We start from the raw sequence: 24,574 nt of genomic DNA, 5'->3' as shown, positions 1-24,574 counted from the left end.
ACTTTACCAATGGTTAATTTGTGAACAATATAGAATTTGATAAACAACACATTTGGCACCCCTATACCTCGGCGGTTAATCCCCTTCCCTGCTATGAAGTAGTTGGTGCAAAAGGCGCTGAGCTTACCTTGGCCACCGGTGAAGTATTAGTAGACGGCATGTCTAGCTGGTGGGCTGCAATTCACGGCTACAACCATCCTGTACTCAACGATGCTGCGCACAAGCAAATTGATGCATTCTCTCACGTTATGTTTGGCGGTATTACCCACCAGCCGGCGGTAGATTTGTGTAAATCGTTACTTAACATGGTGCCGGCAGGTTTAGAGCGTGTATTTTTAGCAGACTCTGGCTCAGTGTCTGTTGAAGTTGCGATAAAGATGGCGATTCAGTATTGGGCATGCCAAGGGCGCACAGAGAAGTCGCGCATTGTCGCGCCGCGCAATGGCTACCACGGCGACACGTTCGCTGCAATGAGCGTGTGCGATCCCATTAACGGTATGCATAGTTTATTTGAGGGTGTACTGAGCAAGCAGATTTTTGCGCCCGCTCCTCAAACTCGCTTTGGGCAAACGTTTAGCGAAGATGACATTCTTCCGCTTGAAGAGATTTTTGAAAAACATCACCACACCATGGCTGCCCTCATCTTAGAACCCATTGTTCAAGGTGCGGGAGGCATGCGTATTTATCACCCCGAATACTTAAAGCGCTGCCGCCAACTTTGCGATACCTACGACGTACTTCTAATTTGCGATGAAATTGCTACTGGCTTTGGCCGTACAGGCAAACTCTTTGCTTGCGAGCATGTAGGCATTTCGCCTGACATTATGTGTTTGGGTAAAGCGATTACCGGTGGTTATATGACCCTTGCCGCGACCTTGTGTACCGAAGATGTGGCATTAGGAGTTTGCCAAGGTGAGCCGGGCGTTTTTATGCACGGTCCAACCTACATGGGAAACCCGTTAGCTTGTGCGGTGGCCAATGCTAGTCTATCGCTCATCAACCAAAACCATTGGCAGCAACAAGTTCCTGCCATTGAGAAACAATTACAAAGCGAATTGGCAAAATGTGCAGACTTACCGCGAGTTACCGACGTAAGAGTGTTAGGTGCTATAGGGGTAGTCGAGACGGCAAATCCAGTCAACGTAGCCGAAATTCAACGCCATTTTGTGAAACAAGGCGTGTGGATACGTCCATTTGGGAAGTTGGTATACATTATGCCTCCGTACATCATATCTTCCGAGCAATTAAGTAGATTGACCCACGCCATTTACACAGCCTTGAAATAACAAGAGAGGTTGTTAGGCTATTTACTTACTTTTTGTCCATACAAGAGATTTAACATCGAATCGCCTGTTTATTGAGAGTGAAAACCTCTTTATGCAACGTGCATATATCGAATATTAAACGGGTACTTAATAGTGAGTCTTTATAGCGAGTTTTAAATGATAGTACGTGTTTTAGATAAAGTTGTATTTGCAGTTTTGTTTATCATTACACTACAAGTCCCCATTTTGGCGGATCACTATCGCCAATACCTTAATGGTTATTACGATGCCTTACGTGATGAAGTTTCTAGTTCTTCAGTATTGGCAAAACAGCATGGCTTCTCTTCTGTTGAAGCCATGCTTGATAGCTTACAGAAAAACAGCGAACCGGTTGTGCGCGAAAACGCGTCCATGAAAGCTGCTCGCTTTGCACAGATTACTACATTAGAACAAGGTATGAGAAAGCTAGAACACGGCCATTATTTTGAAAAGCTCGTGTTTATGGCATCGCCTTCTCAATATGAAACGCTTAAACGCGTGCTCGATAATTTCAGTCCGTCTGTGCCGCTAACACCTTCCTCAATAGTATTTAGTTTAGTTACCGCTATATTACTTAACCTGTTAATTTGGACACCGCATTTCTGCTACTGTCAGGTTAAGAAATTAAAAGACAGGCCGAAGCGTTACTCTTATAGGTAGTGCCCACAAAGCGCCTGACTTGGTAGCTCCTGTAAGGCTCCCCTATCAAAGTCCCCCTGTAGAAATATGAAACTGTGCCTGCTCTAGCGCGTAACTCTCTCGCATTTCGATGAGCGGGCACTCGCCTAAACCGCCCCTATAGTTCCTCGCTCTAGCAGCGTCTTTAACATCAAATTCCCCTTTTGCGAGCATAAGGAAGTTGCTTCATGAGAGTTGGCATTCTTGATGCAACACTAATTGTGAGAGTTGTGTTGAAGGATTGCTGGCTTTAAGAAACAACTATCAAGACTGAAAGATAAACGTTTGATAAACAGCGACTTAAACACAAAGAGTTATACAGGAGATATTAATATGCCAACAGATGCACAATTATTAATCGGGAAAGTGTTGCAAATAAAAGACAAAATTATTGCAAAACGCCACTGTATTCCAAGCGACCTAAAAGCGGAGTGGAATACGTTAGATGAGCAAACAGCGTGTTTTGAAAGTGAGGCGCTTTGTAGAAGTGCTGTGAAAGGCCAGGAAATGAATAAGCACATCGAATATAAAGGTTCGGTAAAAGAGCTTTCTCAACTGGTGAAGCAGCTTAAAACACTAAATAAAAAGGTTAACGTTACACAAGTCCGTCATTAAGGCCTCAAGCATTCTTCGTGCCTAAGGCCTAAGCAAAAATTTGTGTTACTTTTTCTTTTTAAGGAGTACTAATGTTCTTACTTTACGCGTGCCATAGCTGGCAAGTCGTAGAAAGTCTTCGCGGGCAACCGGAATGTGCTGATACTCAACAGGCTGCCCCTCACTTGCATCAGGATCGTGCAGATAATAGCAGTGAGAATCGCAGCTTGTAATTGCTACCCAGTGCGGTACCTTTTTCTTATCAAAAGCGTACGTACTGATTAGGCATAGAACCGCACCGCCGGCTTTGAGGGTTTGGTCAATAACATCCACTCGCCAATCAGAGATTTCGACAGAAATGCCTTTTTTGCGTGCTTCTGCCATAAATTGTTGTTCAACATTTTCGACAATCTCTTTCTTGTGGGCATCCCTTACACCGTCAACAAAGAGCGGAACGTCTCGATTAATCACTACTTTTGCTGCATAACCTTCGTTTACCGCAGCAAGCGCTAACCCCACCGGATGACAACCACCGTGACCTGACATCATGAATATCGTGGTAGCAGTACGCCACAACGACAGTTCTTTTTCCTGTGTCATTTCATAGCGATTGTTTAACGCACACATTGCCATCATCAGAGCCGATGGACCACAGGTAAAATCTGTCGTTTGCTGGTACCACGGATAAATTTCTGGTTTAACCGACTTACTGGGCACCAATACTTTTTGCATACGCAGAGCATCAGTGTGATCGTCGTAGTAATCGGTATACATACCGAACTGACTAAAACCTAACTTTTTATACAGAGCAATGGCGCCAGCATTACCTACTGCCACTTCCAGGCGCATAAATCGCTTTCCCCGCAAAAGCGCCCGCTCCCCCAAGCTGTTAATTAGCTTTTCAGCAACGCCAAGCCCACGTGCTTCTGGCAATACCGCAATAGAGTACAGTCTAGTAAGCTGCGTTCCACGACGAAGCAGCAACAACCCATAGCCTACGATGCTGTTCACACCTTGCTTGTTCTTGTCGTGCTTCGCATTCTCACTCGAAGGCTCACGTTCGGCTACAATAAGCTCTGCATGCTGTGCATCTATGTAAAATTTAAACCGGCTTTTACTTAGCCTATCGGTGGTAAAACAGGTTTGCTCGATATGCTGCAGCGAAGCAAGATCTTGTAATGTCGCCACACGCAGCACTACATTTGACTGCGCGGAAGGCGCAACGACATCTTTTGTCGGTTCACCAATCGACGCGCCCTCTGTTAGGTCATGTACGCTATTTACGCTTTTCAGTGGACTTGCACTATTCACTTCAGTTACTCGCTCAGCCGATGTAATCATCGCCCTCTCTGCTCCAACCTGTCAGCAAATTCCTGCATAATTAATTCATACAGTTCTTTGCCTAAATATTTATCTTCGACGCCCGAGTCGATGCTTGGGTTGTCGTTTACTTCAATAACATAAACCGCATTGCCGGTTTGCTTGATATCTACACCATACAAGCCGTCACCCACTGCTTTAGCGGCCTTGATAGCGGCTTGTAATACCGGTTTAGGTACTTCAAACGTTGGCATTGTGGCAAATCCACCCGAAGAGAATCGATCTCCCTGATGGTTGTATATCTGCCAATGGTTGCGCACCATAAAGTACTGACAAGCATAGATAGGTTTGCCACCTAAAACACCAATTCGCCAGTCGAACTCAGTAAAAATATATTCCTGAACAAGAACAAGCGCTGATTCAGCCAACATCTGTTCTAAACGCGTTTTCAGCGCTTCTTTATTTTCAGCTTTGTGCACACCGCGCGAAAACGAGCTTTCAGGCAGCTTTAATACCAGCGGCAAACCGAAGTCAGCAATTAACTTATCGCATACTTCATCGGTAGCGCTCGATACAAAGGTCGCTTTTGGCGCAGGCACTTTCTGATAGGCAAACGCATCCTGCAAGTACACCTTATTACAACAGCGCAATATTGACTGCGTATCGTCCATTACCACAATGCCTTCTCGCTCAGCGGCGCGTGCTAGTCGATAGGTATGATGGTCAATTGCTGTCGTTTCACGAATGAACAATGCATCATAGTGTCCCAATTCTTCTTGCGACAGGCGGCTCACCACATCAGCACGAAAGCCCACTTTTTCAGCTGCTTTCACAAAGTTTTTAATGGCGCGTTCATCACTAGGAGGTGTGCTCTCTTCTGGATTAACCAAGATAGCCATATCCCAACGTGTACGTTTGCTCGTTTTACCGGCTTTCCATTGTATTTTTGTGTGCGCTTCTAATTGCTCAATGAAACGCGCTTGTTGTTTGGCGTTTAAGTCTTTAAATGCTTTTGCCTGTACGCTTGCAAAGCCTTCAATTTGCACTTTTCCTGAAGCTTTAGGTGACACTTTAGTATCGGTAACCGTTGGGCTTAACACCAAAACAGGGTACGGATATTTTTCAAACGCTTGGCGCGCCAAACGTTTAAAGCGCTGATCTTTCACTTCGCCAAAAAGTACTAATATAGGTTCATCAGTAATTTCCGTATTGTCTTGCGATACCGACAAAGAGAATACGATGCGATCGATACTTTTTTCTTCCGCCATGCGTAAATCGTTAATGGTGTTTACCGACGGCAATACAGAGTGATTACGTGCCTGAGCCAAAAGTGAACAATAGTAGCCCTCACTTAAATAACGCGTGGTATCGCAAATATTGATAACGCGTGTTTTAGGTTCATTCAGTTTTGGGAACTCAGCAAGATAATCTTGAAAAGTCAGCACGGTTAAAGCTGTGTTACAAAAAGGAGTAACATCATCAGTAACAATCAGTGTATTGTGCATGTAATTCGCTTCTAAATAGTGTGTTGTTAGTTAAAATTATTGCCGTGTTTGGTCAATTTACAAACACGATTAAAGTAGCGCTGAGTTTACGCTTTACTCATCATTTGCATAGCATTATCAGTACGGCTTTTTTTCATCGTTATGACAACAAAAACTAATGTGCATTTGAAAAAATTGAAACTACTTTTGTTTATTAAGTTTGCCTATACATTGAGGTAAGCGCACAAGATACGAAAGGTTTAAGGAGTACGTATGTTACTGGCCAGCTTGGCTATTTTAATCGGATTGCCGATTTTACTTTGGAGTGCAGGGAAATTTGTCGGCGGGGCTGCATCGGTCGCGAACCATTTCGGTGTATCGCCACTGCTTATCGGTATGCTTATTATCGGGTTTGGTACGTCGGCGCCTGAAATCATTGTATCTGTATTTGCCGCCATTCAGGGCAATTCAGGAATTGCGCTGGGTAATGCGTACGGTTCTAACATTGCCAACATCCTATTAATTCTTGGTCTAACTGCGATAATTAGTCCAATTGCAGTTAAATCCGAAATCATTAAGAAAGAACTTCCCGTTCTACTGGGTATTACTTTCTTTGCCGTTTGGCAGGTTTGGGACTTAAGTATCTCTAAAGACGATGCATTTTCTTTATTAGGGTTATTCGTACTTTTATTATCTTGGAGTATCTATCACGGTATGAAAGGCGACAAAGACGCCCTTGCCGACGAATATGATGAAGAAATCAACAGCAATGAAGGTACGGTAAAAACTCACGTTATGTGGCTAATTACAGGTCTGTTGTTGCTTGTAGCCAGTTCGCGCATGCTGGTGTGGGGCGCAGTAGAAGTCGCCACTTTCTTTGGCGTTAGCGATACCATTATAGGCCTTACCGTTATTGCAATAGGTACTTCGTTGCCAGAGCTGGCTTCCTCGCTAATGGCGGTGAAGAAAGGCGAACATGACTTAGCAATAGGTAATGTAATTGGCTCCAACATGTTTAACACACTTGCAGTGGTAGGCATTGCAGGCACTATTCAGCCGATGACTGTGGGCGCTGAGTTCTTTTATCGCGATGTGATGGTAATGTTCGCCTCCACCATTGCACTGTTCATATTTTGTATTGGCATTAAGCGTCAAGGGCGTTTAAATCGTCTGGAAGGTGGTGCATTTGTGCTGGCCTACGCGGCTTATACGTACTGGCTTATCCAAGCGGCTTTCATTTAAATTATTCCCGAAAGCCAATAGTAAGCAAAATATGATTTGCATATTGATCACTTGATGGGAATACCTAGGTTAAACCGTCAAGTGACATAAATGCTGTTCTTCCGAAAGCGCTACGCTCAATGAGTTGTTTGTTTTACCTTTGGTCTTCGAACTCCAAATGCAAATAGCTTTGACAATCTACAGCCCCAGTGTGGTGGCCAACGTAATTAAGCTTATTGCCGCAATCGCAAATAGAATAAACAGGTTTATGCCAAAGCTATCGCTTTGACGACGGTTTCTCCTGGCTCGCATAATGATGCTAACTAAACTCACTACCAAACATACCTGCAGCATAATGGTCATAGCTGACAAATGACTTTCAGACCAGCTGGTATCGCCTTTTATTCCCCAGTATTGCTGTACGCCGCTGATAAAATCTGGGCGCGCATAGTGAAATAGCACTAATACGACGACCATCCCTACCCAGCCAACGATATTTAGTGCAAGCATGACCTTGTAAAATGGCGTTTTAGAACGAGGCGTTGAACGTCGCTCGGCAAGTTGCTCGTAAGTCATAGAACTTCTCTCATTTTCAGTATCGCTAGAACGCCTTGTGTCACTTTGCGTAGCACTTGATTCTGGGGCTTGCTGTGGCACTGGCGTGCTTGAATCATTTTTATTTCCCATTTGTCACTCTGTTTTCTGGCATCCCGCTTTTTGTTGGGTATACTAGCGTGCTATTGGATTGTATTTCATTGGTTATTTTTACATCACCAAGTCATGTTTCGATCTGTATTTTGCTAACATTGGCGCTAAGCGAATTGCGAAAAGCCTTTTTTGAAAAGCAAAAAGCGATTATAGATTCTAGTTAGTTATCGGCATGGCAATCCAAAAACATTGACCATAAAGCAAATTTTAGTGCATTTTTTCATTCACAGTTTAATGCACTGTGTTGTTGAAAATGACTCAATAGTAAGCAACAACATAAAATTAGTAAGACGGAGAAATTAACATGACGCATGCGCCCGTAGTTGACGTACTTAAAGGTAAGTACGCCGTTGGCGAATCGGTAACCGTAAAGGGTTGGGTAAGAACACGCCGCGACTCTAAAGCGGGGTTATCATTTATTGCACTACACGACGGTAGTTGCTTCGATCCTGTACAAGTTATTGCGCTAAATTCTCTGTCAAATTATGCCGACATTCAGCGCTTAACAGCAGGCTGCTCATTATCGGTTACCGGTACAGTGAAAGAGTCTCAGGGCCAAGGCCAAGCCGTTGAAATTGACGCAACTGATGTTGAAATTTTAGGTTGGGTAGAAAACCCTGATACATACCCAATGGCAGCTAAACGCCACAGCATTGAGTACCTTCGCGAATATGCGCACCTACGCCCTCGCACTAACGTTATCGGCGCGGTAACCCGCGTTCGCAACTGTTTGTCGCAGGCCATTCACCGCTTTTTCCATGAGAAAGGTTACTTCTGGATCTCTACGCCAATTCTAACGGCTAGCGATACAGAAGGTGCAGGTGAAATGTTCCGCGTATCAACGCTTGATATGATGAACCTTCCACGCGACGACAAAGGCAATGTTGACTACTCAGAAGATTTCTTCGGCAAGGAAACCTACCTAACGGTATCAGGTCAGCTTAACGTTGAAACATATTGTACAGCTATGTCTAAGGTATACACCTTTGGACCTACGTTCCGTGCAGAGAACTCAAACACGTCTCGTCACCTCGCCGAGTTTTGGATGATTGAGCCTGAAGTGGCGTTTGCTGAATTGAAAGACGTAGCGCAACTAGCGGAAGACATGCTGAAATATGTGTGTAAGGCCGTGCTTGAAGAGCTGCCTGATGACATGGCGTTCTTTGCTCAGCGTATTAAGAAAGACGCCATTGAGCGTTTAGAAAAGTTAGTAAGCTCTGACTTTGTTCGCATGGACTACACAGACGCTATCGAAATTCTGCAAAACTGCGGCAAAGAATTCGAGTTCCCTGTTGAATGGGGTATCGATTTATCTTCTGAGCATGAGCGCTACCTTGCTGAAGAGCACGTCGGTGCGCCAATTATTATGCAAAACTACCCGAAAGACATTAAGGCGTTCTACATGCGCATTAACGATGACGGTAAAACAGTTGCAGCTATGGACGTACTTGCGCCAGGAATCGGTGAAATCATCGGTGGTTCACAGCGTGAAGAACGCCTAGACGTATTCGATGCACGCCTTGACGAAATGGGTCTATCGAAAGAAGACTACGCGTGGTACCGCGACCTTCGCCGCTACGGCACCGTACCTCACTCAGGTTTCGGTCTTGGTTTCGAGCGTCTTGTAGCATACGTAACCGGCATGCAAAACGTACGTGACGTGATCCCATTCCCACGTACACCAGGCAACGCTAGCTTCTAAACTTGCCAACTTCATTGAAAAGCCCGCCTGCAGACATCTGTAGGCGGGCTTTTTCTTTTGTCTTTTACGCTTAATCTAACTCGACAAAACCTTACGGGTTTATGGAAAGACCAATGGCAGCTGAACGACAGGGCTCAACCTTGTATACAAAGCCTTCCGCTGCGTCCGCTGTCTTTTCAATCTGCAGAATTTCGTAATCATTAAGCTCTATAACGCGGGTTCCTTCTGGATGAGCACAACGAGATCGCGAGTCTGCTTCAAATTCATAGATAAAATTTGCCAGTGCCTGACGCTGCGCTTTTTTGTAATCAACGCTCTTTTGTTTGGCGTTAGTTAAAAGTTTAGTTAAATCTCTTTCTAGTTCAGAAACATCTTCAGCTTGTTCCTCTGTAAGTTGCGATTCACTGTTCTCACGCTTATTTTCAGTTTCTTCTATCGTTATTAACGGGTTAGCACTATCGCTACTGAATTCAGAAAGTAACCCAACTTGCCCTGCTAAAATGCCAAGTTGCAGGGCAACCCCCAGCGTCCAAACAAACCTCGCTACGGCAGTGGATAACACAAAACGATATCCGGGTTGGTGCCACAACCTTTGAACACCAAAAGGCTTAAGCAGTAATAAGAAAAACAAATAAACAAAAATTACCAGCATGCCGCCGACTAGCGCCATTAACGTGGTAACGAAAAACCAGCTAGGCACCATTAGAATTAGTGCGAAATTATGGCTATAAGGTAACGCGCTCGCAGACACACCGGTTATGCTATTCACCATGCCACTGGCAGAAGCTAGCGCAAAGTTAGCGATAATGGCGTAAACGAACAAGATAACCGCTTTCCCGGGCAAGCTATTCCAAAGCACCATGAACTTAGGCCAGGTTTCACTAACAATACCAACAAGCGCAAAACCAAACATGATAGCTTCGAACAAACCACTTTCTATATTCAAGAGCAGCTGTATAAGAAGCATGCTGGTTGCCAGAAAATAACACCGCTGGGCGAAGGTGATACTCACCCAAAACCGTAAAAAGCCAATTCGCCTTTTCAAAAATAAACGGCTTCCTTGCTTCTTTACTTTTTCATAAACGTTGCGAATGTAGTTTGTTGTTTCCATTATTTAATCGTCAATTATTGTTGTTATACTTCTAAATACGACTGGCTTTACTTCCCGACGTGACCGCAATAAGCTATGCTGTTGGTTCTAAAAATCAACGGGTTATACATTTAGGCTGCTAACTATCATACAACGAACATACAAGAAGTAGCGTGCAAAACCTTATGGCTGAATCTAATACGTTATCTATAGTTTGTGAGCAATGCCATACTAAGGTACACATTCCCGCCCTAGCACACAGGCAACGGGCCGTGTGCCCAGTATGTAACCACACGCTAATATCCCATCGAAATGGCGCGAGCGAAAACTTACTCGCTTATACCTTCAGTGCTATTATTTTTTTACTGCTCTCTTTGCCCTTTAATTTTCTAACATTTAAAGCGAGCGGCCAAAAACACAGTATAGATTTGCCCACCGGCATTACAGTACTCATCGAAAACGACTATTTATCATTAGCCATAATAACCACTTTAGCGACGCTATTACTGCCCGGAATGGTATTAGCAGGGATGTTACTGTTGTCATTAGCTCAGTTGCAAAACCGCCGCCCCTTTTACTTGCCCAGGTTGTTCAAGCTAGTAAAAGCGCTCTTACCATGGAGCATGGCTGAAATCTTTCTTGTCGGTACCTTAGTGAGCTTGATTAAAATTACCGAACTGGCCGATGTTTCTATCGGGTTATCCTTCTACGCTTTTATTGGTTTTTCAGCGTTCACCGCACTATGTATATCCCAATTCGACCCTACACGCTACGCTATGTGGTTATCTCAAGGGCAGCCTCCACAACCTAAGCCGCTTGGCGAAGCGCAGGCGAAAGAAAGTATTCAACGCACGTGGGCACTGTTGGTAACCGCCTGTATCTTATATATTCCTGCGAATGTATTACCAATTATGTATACTGAATTTTTCGGGCAAGAAACACCGAATACCATCATTGGTGGTGTTATTTCGCTATGGGAGTCTGGCTCGTACCCTGTCGCGATCATTATTCTTATTGCCAGCGTGGTGGTGCCTGTAGCGAAAATTGTCATTCTTGCTTGGCTGAATTTTTCCGTACAGCGAGAGAAAACCACTTCAAAACAATTACGTATACGTTACTACCGTATCACCGAAGCGATTGGGCGCTGGTCGATGATAGACGTTTTTGTTGTAGCAGTGCTGGTGTCCCTTATTCAGATGGGGAACACCATGTCTATTTATCCGGGCCAAGCGGCACTTGCCTTTTGTGCCGTTGTATTTGTAACGATGATAGCCGCGATGACGTTTGACTCGAGGCTAATTTGGCAGCAGTGGAAGCAATTACCATGACCACAGACGATCCGAACATTAACGAAGCAAAGGTCAAGCCGACCTCATCCATTTCTCGTATTTGGATTATTCCCATCCTTGTTATTGTTATCGGTGGCTGGATGGTTTATTACCAGTGGAAAAATCAGGGCCCTCTAATAACGATAGAGTTACACTCGGCTACCGGTATCGAAGTAAACAAAACTCCTATAAAAGTGCGTGACTTGGATATTGGACAAGTAAAGAAAATAACGCTCAAGCCTGATTTAGATGGCGTCCTTGTCACCGCCAGAATTGACGCAAGCGCCGCTCACCTTCTTAATGAAAATGCAAAGTTCTGGGTCGTCGCTCCCCGAATAAGTTTTTCCGAAGTATCAGGGCTCAACACGCTTTTATCTGGCAGTTATATTGCTATGTCGGCCCATGACAAAGGTAAAGAACAACTACATTTCAAAGCACTAGAACGTCCGCCTGTCACCCCTCCCGGCACACCTGGACTGCACGTTATGCTTAAAAGCGATGATGAGTTTGCCTATAAACCTGGCGACCCTATTATCTACAAGGGCTTCAAGGTTGGTGAATTTGAAGACGCCACATTTAATATTGAAGAGCGCGTTGTGTATTACGATGCATTTATCGAAGCGCCCTACCACAAGCTCATAACTAACACGACACGCTTTTGGGATGTCAGTGGCGTTAAGTTATTACTTGAATCTAATGGAGTAAGCGTCGAAACGGGAAGCTTGGAAACATTGTTGGCAAACGGTATTACCTTTGGAATTCCCGATGGCGTACCTAAGGGCGAGCAAGTGCTCGATAACGCTTTCTTTACTATTTATGGCGACAGCACATCAGCGTCAGATGCTCGCTACAAGGTGGCAGCAGAATATCTGTTACTCATTGATGAGAGCGTTAGAGGCCTGACCGTTGGCGCCCCTGTAGAATACCGTGGAATTGAAATTGGCAATGTAACGGCAATTAACTCTTTCCCTGCTGTTGAAGGGAGTATTCTAGAGCGTGGCTATCCTATCCCCGTACTTATTAATATTTATCCCGGCAAGGCAAGACAGCCAGATACCAAAGAAGGCCTAAACGCGATAAAGCAAACGATTAGAAACTGGCTTGAGAGAGATCTTCGGGCGTCGTTACGCATGGGCAATGTTTTAACCGGTGGCTTGTACGTTGATTTACAGCATGTACCCGATGCAGACTACACCAGTCAAATAGAAGTAATTAACGGTTATGAAGTCATTCCTACTGTGAGTAACGAGTTTACGCAGTTAACACAAAAAGCCGATGCCATTTTAGATAAAATCAACCAGCTACCGCTTAAGGAAATGGTCGAGAATGTGCAGCTAGCTGTTGAAGACATGCGCTTAGCCGCAGAGTCAGTGGAAACCGCTAGCAGTGACTTTGACCTACTTATCGCCGATATCGATGCAAAAGCACTTAATAGCAACCTGAATCAAGTTCTTGTTAGCCTTGATGGCTTGTTGAAAAATTATAGCGAAGGTGGCTTTAATAAATCTGAGATAAAGGAAACGGTTGATGCGTTACAGGAAACCATGCGTAATATTCAACCCTTACTGCTAAAGCTAAATCAATCGCCAAACAGTTTGATATTTTCTAAGGATAGCGAGGCCGACATTCAGCCTAGAGCTAAAAATTGAATTGAAGAAACTAATAAAAACTATGCATTTTTTCATCGAAAGTAGCGTAGAGAGTGAGCGCACTTAAATGTTAATAATATGGCGTAGTGAGACATCCCTAAACAAGGATGAAAGGAATAAATAGAATGATAAAACAGTTTAACGTCTTCCCTTCCCTATCGACAGCGAAAGTACTGTTTATCGGCGTATTCGCACTTAGTGCGTGTTTGTTATCGGCGTGCAGTAGTGCACCTCGCTCACTGACATACTATCTACTGCATACCACAGGTGACACCCCGTACGCGGCACAAGAGACAACATCTGTAGTGCTAGACAAAATCACGCTTCCTGAATATTTAAAACATCGCGGTCTCGTGTATCAGACCAGCGATACAAATCTTCACATTTCAACCAGTCATTTATGGGCCGAACCGGTAGACGAAGGACTAACCAAAGCATTGACCAGTGCATTAACTTCTCAAAATGTGTCACTTCTTCGCCCCGACCACTATGCTAGTGAAGAGGCAATTCACATGGCTTTGCACATTAATGACTTTGTTAGTACCTACGAAGGGGAAGTAATTCTGTCTGGACAATACGTAGTTACTCGCGTCGGTGGCAAAAGCCTGACATACCCATTCGTATTTAAAACTCCCCTTGAAGATGACGGCTTTTCTTCAAGCATAAAAGCAATGAGAAACACTATCCATCAACTCGCTAAAGACATTAGCAAAACGCTTAAACCTTAGGCTTAGCGATGTTCGGTTCTCTTAAGCAATACGTATTTAGCGGTGTGAGTCGCCATTATAAGGACGAAACCAACAGGCGCATTATGGTGGTAAACCTATTTGCGGCAGTAGGCATGTCTATTACGTTTTTGCTCGGCACTCGGGCGTTTATTGACGGAGAATATTCCCTCTCTTCTACGCTCTACACAGCTAGCGTGGTATTTGCCATTTCACAACGACTTCAAGTGCGATTTGCGTCAGCCAAAGCACGCACGTGGTCTATCACGCTGCTTATCATCTGCTTAATGGTGCTAACTCTTTTATTGCTTATTACCGGAGGTAAAGACAATACCGGCCCGCTTTGGATATACCTGGTACCACCTGTCACCATGTTTTTCGCTGGTTTTGTGCGGGGGCTCATCGCGCTCATCGCTTATACCCTAGTGTGTGCCATAGTTCTGTTTGGCATCGACGCCCCATCGTTTATTGCAAGCTACACCTACGCTTTTAAAACGCGCTTACTCTATTCATTTTTAACCGTTTCATTTCTGTCGGCGTTTTATGAGTACAGTAGACAAAAAAGTTACGACACCGCGCTTTATTTAAGTGAACAGTTTGAACGCCAGGCAAAACACGATCACCTAACCCAGTTATTAAACCGACGTGGTGCGCAACAGTGCCTAGACCGTGAATATGCAAGAATGCTAAGAGGCAAGCGTACTTTTTCGGTAGCCATTGCTGATATCGACCGCTTTAAAAGTATCAACGACACCTTGGGTCATGAACAAGGTGACGAAGTACTTCGCCAGATATCCAAGGTCTTCAGTTCGCGACTTCGCGGGCAAGACATTCTCGCGCGGTGGGGTGGAGAAGAATTTATGTTTATCTTTACCGATACTGATGAGGCGGGTGCGGTAAATGCATTAGAAAATATCCGAGAGTGCTTAAACAAGGCCCCACTTAATATCAATGGCAAAGAAATTCACGTCACTAGCAGCTTTGGCGTAAGCGAAGTAACCCCCGCCATCGATATTTCCTGCGCCGTACGTCGCGCAGACCAAGCGCTTTACTATGCTAAAGACAATGGTAGAGACCGCGTGTGTGATTTTTCATCCCTGAGCTCTACACCTCACTCATCAAATTAGTCGTACCAATCAGTTTACGTAAACGGCTTTACACAAAATTGACTCATGTTTAGTTACATTTGCGCTGTATTCCTGAAACACTTTAGCGCTACACTATAAACAGTATTCGCTATAAAAGTAGATTTAGCCATGAAATGGATGAAAGTTGCATTACCTATTGGTGTTTTATTAGTAGGCTACATAGGTATGAAAGGAATCGAAGCCTCTGCCTCCGACAATACTATCAAAGAAGAAGTTGATACTCGCCCAACGGTGACTATTGAAGCACTCTCCCCAGAAGATGTTCGCGTTCAACTTACTTCCTACGGTGAGATAACTCCCCTTGAAACTACGAATCTTGCAGCGCAAGTATCGGGGGAAGTTGAACGCTGGAACCCTAAATTTGTCAGCGGCGGTTTGGTCAGACGTGGCGAAACTCTTTTTGAAATTGAGTCTGACGCTTACGAGGCGGCGTTATTGTTAGCCGAAGCTAATCTTGCAAGTGCCCAAGCACAACTTATTCAAGAACAAGCACAGGCCGATGTAGCAGCTAAAGAAGCGAAAACAATGCCTAATGCACGGGTGACTGACCTTTACCTTCGCAAACCTCAAGTGATGAGTGCGCAAGCTGGTGTAAAGTCCGCTGAAGCACAGCTTAAAATCGCCAAGCGTGATTTAGAGAACTGTAAGGTAAAAGCGCCATACGACGCACTGATTGTATCAAGAGATATCAGCACAGGTGACTATGTCACTCAAGGCTCACCTGTCGCGGTAATTAACAACATTGAGTACGCTGAAGTAACCTTCCCTGTTGCAGGCTTTGACCGCCTATTCCTGGCAGATAACACCATTGGTAGTGAAATTGCCATCGAAGTAGATGATGTGCAAGGCGCCTCGGTCAAAGGGACCATCCACAGAGATACTGGTGTGGTAGACAGCACAACACGTATGAGTTATTTCGTAGCGCGCATTGAAGATCCCTATGCCATCAACTCATCAAAGCCCATTGTGAAATTTGGTTCATACAGCACTATTTCATTTGAAGGGAAAACCTTAAGTGACGTTTATCGCGTTCCTCAGGAATTAGTTACTAACCGTTTGCTATGGACGCTTGATGACGAAGACAGGCTTAAATCTCAAAAAGTTAAGGTTGTGCGCGAAGAGAATGGCGACTTTCTTATTCAGGGCGATTTCAATGCGAAAAAAGTGGTGATGAGTCTACCTGAATATCCTCAAAACGGTATGCCCGTTAAGGTTATTGAAACAACGACCGAAATCGTGACAGCAAAAGCAAACTAAGGAGCTGTCATGGAAAACCACAACGACACTCAAAGCGGCATTATTTCTTGGTTCGCCAGAAACTCTGTGGCAGCCAATTTACTCATGGTTTTTATTATCATCATGGGTATCGCGAGCTACTTTACTATTCAACGTCAGATGTTTCCCAACATCGAGATTAATTACATTACCGTTGAGGCCAACTACCCTGGCGCTTCACCTCAAGAAATTGAAGAAAGTATCTTCATAAAGGTTGAGGAAGCGGTAAAAGACATTACGGAAATTAAGCGTACGGTTTCACGTGCATTTCGCGGTGGCGGTGCAGTTACACTGGAAATTGACACCAAAGCCGAGCTTACGGATGTGCTTGATAAGGTAAAATTGCGTGTAGACAGCATTGCGACTTTCCCTGCGGGCATGGAGCCGGTTAATGTTTCTCAGGTAGAATTCCAGCAGCAAGTTATTGAAATGCCTATTGTTGGTGACTTGCCCCTATCAGAACTCAAGATACTGGCAAAAGAGGTGGAAGATGAGCTTCTACAACTTGGCTCTATCTCTTTGGTAGAAGCCAATACGCCTGATGATGAAATTGCCATTGAAATTAAGCCCGACACGCTTCGAAAGTACGGTCTGACCATTAGCGATGTTACACAGGCAATTAATAGCTATTCAGCCAATATTTCCGCAGGTCAACTTAGAACTAACTCAGGTATCGTGTCTGTACGTGTTGAAAACCAGTACTACAGCGGCGATGAGTTTAAGCAAATCCCTATTAAAATTGGCACCGGCGGCGCTAAGGTAACCTTGGGCGATGTAGCTTATATCAACGATGGGTTCGTTGAGGGTGAGCGCTACTTTAAATACAATGGCATGAACGCTATCTACATTGCCGTTAAAGCCACTAAAACCCAAAACACCATTCCGGTGGCTGAAACCGTAAAAGCCTATATTGACCAAAAAAACGAAAGCCTTCCTCAAGGAGTGAGCTTAGAAATCTTGGTTGATATGACCTATTACCTTAACGCCCGTTTAGACATGATGCTGTCAAACTTGGTACAAGGGTCAATTCTGGTCGCGCTTATGCTCACGCTGTTTTTGCGCTTCAGGCTTGCTGTGTGGGTTATGGTTGGACTACCCGTATGTTTCCTTGGCGCAATGATGTTAATGCCCCTTTTCGGCGTGAGCATAAACATTCTTTCGCTGTTCGCGTTTATAATGGTACTGGGTATTGTCGTTGATGATGCTATTGTTATTGGCGAGAGTGCTTACACCGAAATTGAGAGCAAAGGTGGTGGTGTTGACAATGTTATCCGCGGTGCCAAGCGCGTAGCTACGCCCGCCACATTCGGTGTTTTAACCACTATCGCTGTGTTTGCTCCGTTTACGCTAAGCAGCGGGCCTGAAGGTGCTTTCTTCTATAATATCGCTGTGGTGGTTATTTTGTGTTTGGCATTCAGCTTGGTTGAATCCAAGCTAATTTTACCGGCGCATTTAGCTCACACCAAGTTCTCTCCTGTGAAGCAAAATAGCTGGCGCGCGCGTTTTAACAAGCGCTTCTTCGCTTTCGTAAATGGGCCTTATAAGCGCACCGTTGAAAGAGCTATTGAGTGGCGCTGGGCAGTGTTGATGATGTTTGTCGCACTGTTAATGTTAAGCATGGGCCTAATTGGTGCTAACTACGTCCGAATGGTGCCAAATCCTAAAGTACCTCACGACTTCCCTAGCGTAAAAATAGAAATGAACGAGAACGTCTCTGACTTGGCTACCATCAACGCGCTTAAAATTGTTGAGCAAACTATTTTAGACGTTGAAGAGCAGATCATTGATGAATTCGGCCAGGGAATGATAAGAGACCGTCTTGCCTTTAATGATGACAGAACTGAGGGTCGAATTTTAACGCCGCTGGTTAATGAAGAAGACCGCCCTATCGATACATTTGAACTTGCCCGTCGCTGGCGTGAAGCCATTCCTGAAATTACCGGCATGAAGTCGTTTACCGTAGTTGATGACGTAAACGGTGATGGCGATGACGGCGAATTTGGATATTTGCTCTTTGGTCCTGATATCGACACGCTTAACGCTGCAGGTCTTAAATTTATTGAAATGCTGCAACAGCAGGAAGGCTTGTTTGACGTAAGTTCAACTATTGACCCGCCCAGTAAAGAAGTGCAAATGACTTTGCTTCCGGTGGCGTACGATTTGGGGCTTACCCTTTCTAACATTGCTTCTCAAGTGGGTGCTGGCTTCTACGGTGGCGAAGCCCAGCGCGTTATTCGAAATGGTGAAGAAGTGAAAGTGATGGTTCGCTACCCAGAGCTTACCCGCGAACGCTTTGCTGATCTGAAGTACTCACTGATCACCACGCCTAATGGACAGGAAGTTATGCTGGGTGACGTAGTGGCCTTAGAAGAAAAACCGGGCATTAGTTATATTCGCCGTGAAGGTGGATATCGCAGCGTTTACATTTGGGGCAACATCGATGAGGAAAAGATTGAACCTAATGAAGTCGTTACTGAAATTCGCGAGAAACTACTTCCTCAGTTAAAAGAATCATTCCCATCGGTTATGACTGAGCTTGGTGGTGACATTGAAGAGCAGCAAGCTCAACAAAACGAGCAAATACTGTTTTTCTTGGCCGCCATGATCATGGTGTATATCCTTCTGGCTGTGCCGCTTAAAAGTTATGGGCAACCTCTTATTATCATGTCGGTTATCCCATTTAGTTTTACCGGAGCAGTCTTTGGTCACTTCATATTAGGTTTAGACTTATCTATGATGTCTAACTTTGGCCTAATCGCTGCCGCAGGGGTTGTTATCAACGACTCACTGGTTATGACTGACTTTGTAAACCAGCGCCGTGCTCAAGGCTACAGCATTAAAGAAGCAGTGACTGAGGCTGGTACAGCTCGTTTTAGAGCGATAACCCTAACCTCAATTACCACGTTTGTGGGCGTATTGCCGATCATGTTTGAGACAAGCCTTCAGGCCGCGTTTGTTGTACCAATGGCAGCAGCCTTGGGCTTTGCCGTACTCTACGCCACGCTTGTGACACTAATATTGGTACCGTGTTTGTACTTAATACTGCTTGATTTACGTGGTCCATTTACGTTTATTAAGAGAAAAATTGTACGCAAAAAGCCTACCAATGACACTAGCGCTACGCACACGCATGTACCTCAGCCAAGTGGGCAAATTGACTAGCTTTTATTTTTGATAAAAGATACAAACTTGCAGCTTTTTTAAAATGAGCCTTTATTGGCTCATTTTTTTATTATTTTTGACGGGGAATTAGCATGAATAACACCATTTCAATTAGACCTGCAACGCCTGACGATATTTCGCAAATTCGCCAGTTCGTACTTGAGTTGGCTATTTATGAAAAAGCAGAACACGAAGTAGAAGCTTCTGAAGAAGCGCTACTGAAAACGTTATTTGGAGAAGGCGCGACAGCGCATTGTGTGATGTGTGAAAGCGATAATGCCCCCATTGGTTTCGCTGTGTATTTCTTTAATTACTCAACGTGGCAAGGTCGAAATGGCCTCTACCTTGAAGATTTGTACGTGTCACCAAAATCACGTGGTATGGGTGCTGGGAAAGCGTTATTGCAACACTTAGCTAAAACTGCGGTAGACAACGACTGTGGTCGTTTCGAATGGAGCGTATTAGACTGGAACAAACCCGCTATCGATTTTTATGAATCGCTTGGTGCTAAACCCAAGAGTGAATGGCTAGGCTATCGAATGGATGGACAGACACTTATCGACTTTGCAAAGCAAGGCGAATAAATTACAAAACCCTGAATACCGTTAGCTGAGATACAAAAAAGCCATTCGCTTTTACGAATGGCTTTTAATTAATGTATTAACTGTTGATGGTTAGTTTAGAAAGAACCAATCAACGATAGACGCGCATTAATCGGCGCACCTACTGTTACCTGATGCGTAGAGTGAGCATTAGGGAAATATAAAGTGTCAGTCAGGTTTTCAACGTTTAACTGAAGGCGCATCTTGTCGCTAAGCGTGTAGTAAGCAGACGCATCAACACGTGTATAGCTAGGTAGTACCGGCGATGAAGCACTTGTCGCTACTTTACTTTCGTCCTGATAAGTAGCGCCTATGCCGAAGCCAAACACATCACTTACTTCATATGTAGACCATACAGACATGGTATGTTCAGGTAGCTCGCGAAGTTCAACGCCGCTAGCATTTTCGCCATCTAAGTTGCTGTAGTTAGCAGTAACATGCCACTTTTCTGTAATGTAGCCTTGTAGCTGAAGTTCAAATCCAGATACGTCTGAATCTACTTCTACAAAGCGCTCTGCGTCGTTTGGATCGTTATCTAAAGACGTTTGCTCATTCTCAAAGATTGCGGCAGTAAAGCTCATACCTTCGCTGAAGTCCCACTTAATACCGATTTCTTGGTTAGTGAACGTATCAGGGTCTAACGCATCAGCATTGCCGTTGATATTCGCGTATTGCTCGCCGCTGCGAGGTAGGAACGATTCGCTGTAGCTTGCGTAGATTGAGATATTTTCCTGAGGCTTATACACAAGACCTGCGCGTGGCGACACTTCTTCGTCTTTTCTGCTGCGTGTTTCGTTTGCAACAACGTTAAACACTTCAATATCAAAGCTATCGAAACGCGCGCCTAAAACAAGGTCAAAGTTCTCTGACAGTGCAATTTCGTCTTGAACGTAGAATGAGTAAACATCAAGGTCTACGTGTGTATCGTCATTAACATCACTAAACACAGCAGTGGTTGTTAGCCCTGCACTTGTTGTTCCAGTAAGCCCGCGGAAAGCAAGTGGACGAGAAATATCAAAAACCTCTCGGTCATTACTTTTGTCTGGATCACCTACTCGCGTATCAAATACTGGATTGTAACGATCTTGATTAGATTTGGTGTTAATCAATTCACCGCCGAAGATAACCGTATGCTCGATATCGCCTGTTGCAAATTCACCCACAAGGTTTGCCGAAAGAATAGCGTTTTCGCGTTGGGTGTTGTCAACGTAGCCGTCTAACGTAACCTGATTAGCTTCTGCGTCGTAGCTTGCGGCATAAAAGTTTGAATAAACCTTATCGTAGTCGCCGTAAAACGCGTTGAAGTTCCCTTTTAAGTTGTCAGAGAAGGTATGTTGTAGGTTTGCGCGGAATACATCGGCACCTAAGGTTTGATAGTTGTTTTCTGGATCACCAAAAACAATGTCTTCAAACGCTTCAACTGGCTCGCCGTTGGCTGTTGGCACACCGCGGTCAATAAAACGCTCGTGATCGATGTATTCATACGACAAATCAACAATTGTGTCATCGCTTAGTTCAAAGCGTGCAGTTGGGTTGAAACCGTAACGATCCCCGTAGAAAAAGTCGCGATGGTTGTCTAGGCTTTCGTACATGGCGTTAATACGCAATGCTGACTTGTCGCCCGTATCAACGTTTGTGTCTAATTGTAAGTTGTAAGCGCCAAAAGTATTTGCCGACACGTTGTAATTTACAAATGTCTCGCTAGTTTTCGCTTTCTTAGATACACGATTTAAAATACCGCCCGTTCCACCGCGACCGAATAGTAGCGCGTTTGGACCACGAAGAATTTCTACCTGCTCTACATTATAAAGTGCACGGTAGTACTGAACATCGTCACGATTGCCGTCTAAGTAAAAATCTGCAGTAGAACGCACGCCACGGAATACAACAGAGTCGCGGTGACCTTCACCTTGCGATGTATTAACACCTGGCGTGTAATCTATGATTTGACCAACGCTAGTAATACCGCGAGCAGTAATTTCTTCAGCCGTCATAATCGACAAGCTTTGTGGCACGTCGATGATAGGTGTTGGGCTTTTAATTGAGTTAGACTGGTTAACTGAAAGGTACTTACCTTCTACGGTCAATCTCTCAATATCTTCCATGTCAGCGGCAAACGCAGCTGGGCTTAGAATTATCGCAGTAGCAATACTAGTAAGTTTAAATTTCAAAATTGCTCTCCAAGTGTTCTGTAAGTCTTGTGTGTTTACTTTCAAAAATCTCTTAACCCCTATTATCAAAACGCGGTTTTGTGCCGCACTTTGTAATTGCAAATAATAATAGTTGTTATTTTTGGTCGGGATATTATAAAAATTTTGACTAAATGACGAGACCTAAAGCGATAAAATTTAAAAACTCTTTATAAAAATTCTTAATTTATTGGATGAATAAGGTGGAAAATCGCCTTAATTGTATAAATAAGACACAAAGATTACGTTTTGAGGGCTCATTTGCCCGCTAAGAGTGAGTGATTCGATTGGTCGAATTTTAGTAGGAAGACACTAAAGCGCTTTTCAAAAAATGAATTACGCTGAGAATGCTCTTGCAGCTAGGTTCGTTGAACTAAGTAAGGGCGTTGGCGCGCAACAGCTAGGAAGGATGCGCTTTGTGAGGTTGCAGGTTTACAGTGCTATTGAGTGGTTAAAAGCGAATGGAAGTAGGTGGAATGATGTAGCCGTTATGCAATAGCATAGCGGCTTAAGATTAACGCGGCCGTATTTTTAGCCAAGCTTTTTTTATCACTATCGCTAAGTGTATCTTCAATTTTGAACAATTGAGGCCAGAAACACTGCCCTTTTACCAAGCTATCAATTTCATCGACTACCCGCTCCAAATCATCAAAGGCGAGTTTGTTATCCGCTTTTGCATCTTTTAACCAGCGATGCATTGCCGTTTCTTGTGCTTTCAACTGCGCAACTTCATCTTTTAACTTTTCAGGCTCATAGAAAAAATGACCAATAGCCACACGCGCTAAATCCAGATGCGATTCGCTCACCATGAATTCGATGTCTTGTAATATTAGGTCTTGAAGCTGCTCATCGAGCCCTAGTGTCGCGTCATACTTTTTATTTATATTTAAAATTGCCGTTTGCCACTGCTGCGTGACCAAATGCATCACAAGTTCTTCTTTTGTAGAAAAGTGATTATATACGGTGCGCTTAGACACATTCGCCAGTTCAGCAAGCTTGTCCATACTGGTTCCATTCACGCCAAATTCTTGGAATGCCTGTGTTGCTGCCTGAATAATGGCTTCGCGTTTAATGTCACTACGCGTACGTGTATTGCCTACCATATAGAAATTCTCAAAATTAGTTACTGGCTACTTTACCCAGCTCATTTTACACCGAACAGTTTACTTTTCAATGAGACCACACTAAAATGCACTCACCAGTTTACTTTAGGTAGTGACCATTCCGGCAAAGGCTTGGCATGTCGTCGCTACCTGGGTTTACAAGTCTATACTTTATTTACCCTGACAATGGATTACACACACCTATGTCCATGATGCGATTTTCTCACATTTTGATTTTAAGCGTTCTATCGATTTCCACCTTAAGTGCATGTTCTTCTGAAGAGCCTGCCGAGCAGCAATCCAAGGCGTCACCCCGATACGTCAAACTCGCTACGGTTAGCAACATACCCGACTTCGACGAATTTACCTTCCCTGCGGTGGTATCGGCTGTAAAAACCGTCGATTTAAGTTTTGAAGTGTCTGGGCGACTCATTCAAACCGACTTGGTGACGGGTAGCGATATCAATAAAGGAAAGCTACTGGCTACTATCGATCGCAAACCGTTTGAACGCCGTGTAGAGGAATCGAAGACACGCCTAGACCAAGCTAAACGTGAACTCGACAGAATTGAGAAAATGTTCGCCCAAAAGCTGGTCGCGCAGAGCTCACTTGATACTGCAAAAACGTCTTACGAACTGGCAGTGATAGACCTAAAAAATGCAGAGCAAGACCTAAGCTACACGCAACTTTACGCCCCTTTTGACGCAAAAGTGTCTCAACGTCTTGTTGAAAATAACAGCTTTGTTGCCGCTGGTACACCGATTGCTCGCCTGCAAGATGTATCTAAAATCTATTTCAATATTAACGTTCCTGAGCGCCTGCTCACGGCCAATATTGGTCGTGGGATCAAACAAGCTAGCGCCACTTTAGCTACAAGTCGCAATCAGTGGTATCCAGTAAACTACGTCGAGCACTCTACCCAGCCTGACCCCGTATCACAAACCTACGAAGTCGTATTTGCCATGGAGCCACGCGAAGAGTTACCGCTGACTCCGGGCGCGCGAGCAGTAGTGAAAGTCAGCTTACAAGGTAGTCTATATCCTGATGGTTTTGTTGTACCTGTCAGATCGCTTGTAGGTGACAAAGATTCTGGTTTTGCCGTTTGGGTGTTTAACAGCGAGTCGAGCTCGGTGACCAAACAGTCTGTAAACGTTAAGCATATTGAAAATGAGTTAGCGATTATTGAAGGTCAGAACAAAGGTGAAATTACACTTGGCCAGCAAGTGGTGGCTGCTGGAGCAACACAGATGCGTGCAGATATGAAAGTACTTCCTTATCGAGGAGAGAAGTAG

General features: G+C 44.3%; 19 protein-coding genes. 13 read left to right on the top strand and 6 right to left on the bottom strand.

The window, feature by feature from the left end:
• Positions 1–20: 20 nt before the first annotated feature.
• From bioA to BGK61_RS08500, 3 genes are all read left to right on the top strand, one after another.
• Positions 21–1,286: an adenosylmethionine--8-amino-7-oxononanoate transaminase gene (gene bioA / locus BGK61_RS08510; RefSeq protein WP_076026048.1), complete on the top strand. Its 1,266-nt coding sequence runs from the start codon at positions 21–23 to the stop codon at positions 1,284–1,286.
• Positions 1,287–1,442: 156 nt separating this feature from the next.
• Positions 1,443–1,964, top strand: a complete 522-nt coding sequence (locus tag BGK61_RS08505; protein ID WP_014997871.1) for a DUF2937 family protein — start codon at positions 1,443–1,445, stop codon at positions 1,962–1,964.
• Between the two features lie 351 nt (positions 1,965–2,315).
• Positions 2,316–2,597: a hypothetical protein gene (locus BGK61_RS08500; protein ID WP_199820709.1), complete on the top strand. Its 282-nt coding sequence runs from the start codon at positions 2,316–2,318 to the stop codon at positions 2,595–2,597.
• A gap of 45 nt (positions 2,598–2,642) precedes the next feature.
• On the opposite strand, the gene BGK61_RS08495 is transcribed toward BGK61_RS08500, so the two are convergent.
• Positions 2,643–3,917, bottom strand: coding sequence for a GNAT family N-acetyltransferase/peptidase C39 family protein (locus BGK61_RS08495; protein ID WP_076011365.1), 1,275 nt, complete (start codon positions 3,915–3,917; stop codon positions 2,643–2,645).
• Entirely contained in the window at positions 3,914–5,401 is a 1,488-nt protein-coding gene (locus BGK61_RS08490; RefSeq protein WP_076011366.1) for a RimK family protein, read from the bottom strand. Before BGK61_RS08490 ends, BGK61_RS08495 begins: the two co-directional genes overlap by 4 nt.
• A 252-nt stretch (positions 5,402–5,653) precedes the next feature.
• Here BGK61_RS08490 and BGK61_RS08485 point away from each other — a divergent pair, with 252 nt between their 5' ends.
• Complete coding sequence (locus tag BGK61_RS08485) at positions 5,654–6,622, top strand: calcium/sodium antiporter (protein ID WP_014997867.1); 969 nt, start codon at positions 5,654–5,656, stop codon at positions 6,620–6,622.
• A gap of 177 nt (positions 6,623–6,799) precedes the next feature.
• On the opposite strand, the gene BGK61_RS08480 is transcribed toward BGK61_RS08485, so the two are convergent.
• Entirely contained in the window at positions 6,800–7,288 is a 489-nt protein-coding gene (locus BGK61_RS08480; RefSeq protein WP_076011367.1) for a hypothetical protein, read from the bottom strand.
• Between the two features lie 325 nt (positions 7,289–7,613).
• Between BGK61_RS08480 and asnS the strand changes: the two genes are divergently transcribed.
• Entirely contained in the window at positions 7,614–9,011 is a 1,398-nt protein-coding gene (asnS, locus tag BGK61_RS08475) for an asparagine--tRNA ligase (protein WP_014997865.1), read from the top strand.
• A 91-nt stretch (positions 9,012–9,102) separates the two neighbouring features.
• On the opposite strand, the gene BGK61_RS08470 is transcribed toward asnS, so the two are convergent.
• The gene (locus BGK61_RS08470; RefSeq protein ID WP_076011368.1) at positions 9,103–10,122 is read right to left on the bottom strand and encodes a hypothetical protein; all 1,020 of its coding nucleotides are present in this window, start codon (positions 10,120–10,122) and stop codon (positions 9,103–9,105) included.
• A gap of 164 nt (positions 10,123–10,286) precedes the next feature.
• On the opposite strand from BGK61_RS08470, the gene BGK61_RS08465 reads away from it, so the two are divergent.
• The 7 genes from BGK61_RS08465 (at position 10,287) to BGK61_RS08435 (ending at position 19,972) form a co-directional block, all read left to right on the top strand.
• Positions 10,287–11,429 (top strand): paraquat-inducible protein A, encoded by a 1,143-nt coding sequence (locus tag BGK61_RS08465; RefSeq protein ID WP_108721593.1) that lies wholly within the window; start codon positions 10,287–10,289, stop codon positions 11,427–11,429.
• Entirely contained in the window at positions 11,426–13,078 is a 1,653-nt protein-coding gene (pqiB, locus tag BGK61_RS08460; RefSeq protein WP_014997862.1) for an intermembrane transport protein PqiB, read from the top strand. Before BGK61_RS08465 ends, pqiB begins: the two co-directional genes overlap by 4 nt.
• A 125-nt stretch (positions 13,079–13,203) precedes the next feature.
• Positions 13,204–13,806 (top strand): PqiC family protein, encoded by a 603-nt coding sequence (locus BGK61_RS08455; protein ID WP_076011370.1) that lies wholly within the window; start codon positions 13,204–13,206, stop codon positions 13,804–13,806.
• 8 nt (positions 13,807–13,814) lie between these two features.
• Entirely contained in the window at positions 13,815–14,930 is a 1,116-nt protein-coding gene (locus BGK61_RS08450) for a GGDEF domain-containing protein (protein ID WP_076011371.1), read from the top strand.
• A 129-nt stretch (positions 14,931–15,059) separates the two neighbouring features.
• On the top strand, positions 15,060–16,208 hold the full coding sequence (locus BGK61_RS08445) for an efflux RND transporter periplasmic adaptor subunit (RefSeq protein WP_014997859.1): 1,149 nt from the start codon (positions 15,060–15,062) through the stop codon (positions 16,206–16,208).
• 9 nt (positions 16,209–16,217) lie between these two features.
• Positions 16,218–19,388, top strand: a complete 3,171-nt coding sequence (locus tag BGK61_RS08440; protein ID WP_076011372.1) for an efflux RND transporter permease subunit — start codon at positions 16,218–16,220, stop codon at positions 19,386–19,388.
• Positions 19,389–19,480: 92 nt separating this feature from the next.
• A complete protein-coding gene (locus BGK61_RS08435) occupies positions 19,481–19,972 on the top strand; it encodes a GNAT family N-acetyltransferase (RefSeq protein ID WP_076011373.1) in 492 nt (163 codons plus the stop codon).
• A gap of 95 nt (positions 19,973–20,067) precedes the next feature.
• Here the strand turns inward: BGK61_RS08435 and BGK61_RS08430 are convergent, their stop codons facing one another.
• Together BGK61_RS08430 and BGK61_RS08425 are read right to left on the bottom strand one after the other, a co-directional pair.
• A complete protein-coding gene (locus BGK61_RS08430; protein ID WP_014997856.1) occupies positions 20,068–22,161 on the bottom strand; it encodes a TonB-dependent receptor in 2,094 nt (697 codons plus the stop codon).
• A 506-nt stretch (positions 22,162–22,667) separates the two neighbouring features.
• Positions 22,668–23,282, bottom strand: coding sequence for a TetR/AcrR family transcriptional regulator (locus BGK61_RS08425; protein ID WP_014997855.1), 615 nt, complete (start codon positions 23,280–23,282; stop codon positions 22,668–22,670).
• 209 nt (positions 23,283–23,491) lie between these two features.
• Here BGK61_RS08425 and BGK61_RS08420 point away from each other — a divergent pair, with 209 nt between their 5' ends.
• Entirely contained in the window at positions 23,492–24,574 is a 1,083-nt protein-coding gene (locus BGK61_RS08420; RefSeq protein ID WP_014997854.1) for an efflux RND transporter periplasmic adaptor subunit, read from the top strand.

This window comes from Alteromonas abrolhosensis (assembly GCF_001953635.1).
Taxonomy (GTDB): domain Bacteria; phylum Pseudomonadota; class Gammaproteobacteria; order Enterobacterales; family Alteromonadaceae; genus Alteromonas; species Alteromonas abrolhosensis.
Note: the sequence above shows the minus strand (reverse complement) of the source record. Positions and strands in the feature narration are given on the sequence as shown.

Coding starts and splice junctions, on each gene's coding strand:
- BGK61_RS08505 (WP_014997871.1), top strand. CDS start 1,443: ATGATAGTACGTGTTTTAGATAAAGTTGTATTTGCAGTTTTGTTTATC.
- BGK61_RS08500 (WP_199820709.1), top strand. CDS start 2,316: ATGCCAACAGATGCACAATTATTAATCGGGAAAGTGTTGCAAATAAAA.
- BGK61_RS08495 (WP_076011365.1), bottom strand. CDS start 3,917: ATGATTACATCGGCTGAGCGAGTAACTGAAGTGAATAGTGCAAGTCCA.
- BGK61_RS08490 (WP_076011366.1), bottom strand. CDS start 5,401: ATGCACAATACACTGATTGTTACTGATGATGTTACTCCTTTTTGTAAC.
- BGK61_RS08485 (WP_014997867.1), top strand. CDS start 5,654: ATGTTACTGGCCAGCTTGGCTATTTTAATCGGATTGCCGATTTTACTT.
- BGK61_RS08480 (WP_076011367.1), bottom strand. CDS start 7,288: ATGGGAAATAAAAATGATTCAAGCACGCCAGTGCCACAGCAAGCCCCA.
- asnS (WP_014997865.1), top strand. CDS start 7,614: ATGACGCATGCGCCCGTAGTTGACGTACTTAAAGGTAAGTACGCCGTT.
- BGK61_RS08470 (WP_076011368.1), bottom strand. CDS start 10,122: ATGGAAACAACAAACTACATTCGCAACGTTTATGAAAAAGTAAAGAAG.
- BGK61_RS08465 (WP_108721593.1), top strand. CDS start 10,287: ATGGCTGAATCTAATACGTTATCTATAGTTTGTGAGCAATGCCATACT.
- pqiB (WP_014997862.1), top strand. CDS start 11,426: ATGACCACAGACGATCCGAACATTAACGAAGCAAAGGTCAAGCCGACC.
- BGK61_RS08455 (WP_076011370.1), top strand. CDS start 13,204: ATGATAAAACAGTTTAACGTCTTCCCTTCCCTATCGACAGCGAAAGTA.
- BGK61_RS08450 (WP_076011371.1), top strand. CDS start 13,815: ATGTTCGGTTCTCTTAAGCAATACGTATTTAGCGGTGTGAGTCGCCAT.
- BGK61_RS08445 (WP_014997859.1), top strand. CDS start 15,060: ATGAAATGGATGAAAGTTGCATTACCTATTGGTGTTTTATTAGTAGGC.
- BGK61_RS08440 (WP_076011372.1), top strand. CDS start 16,218: ATGGAAAACCACAACGACACTCAAAGCGGCATTATTTCTTGGTTCGCC.
- BGK61_RS08435 (WP_076011373.1), top strand. CDS start 19,481: ATGAATAACACCATTTCAATTAGACCTGCAACGCCTGACGATATTTCG.
- BGK61_RS08425 (WP_014997855.1), bottom strand. CDS start 23,282: ATGGTAGGCAATACACGTACGCGTAGTGACATTAAACGCGAAGCCATT.
- BGK61_RS08420 (WP_014997854.1), top strand. CDS start 23,492: ATGATGCGATTTTCTCACATTTTGATTTTAAGCGTTCTATCGATTTCC.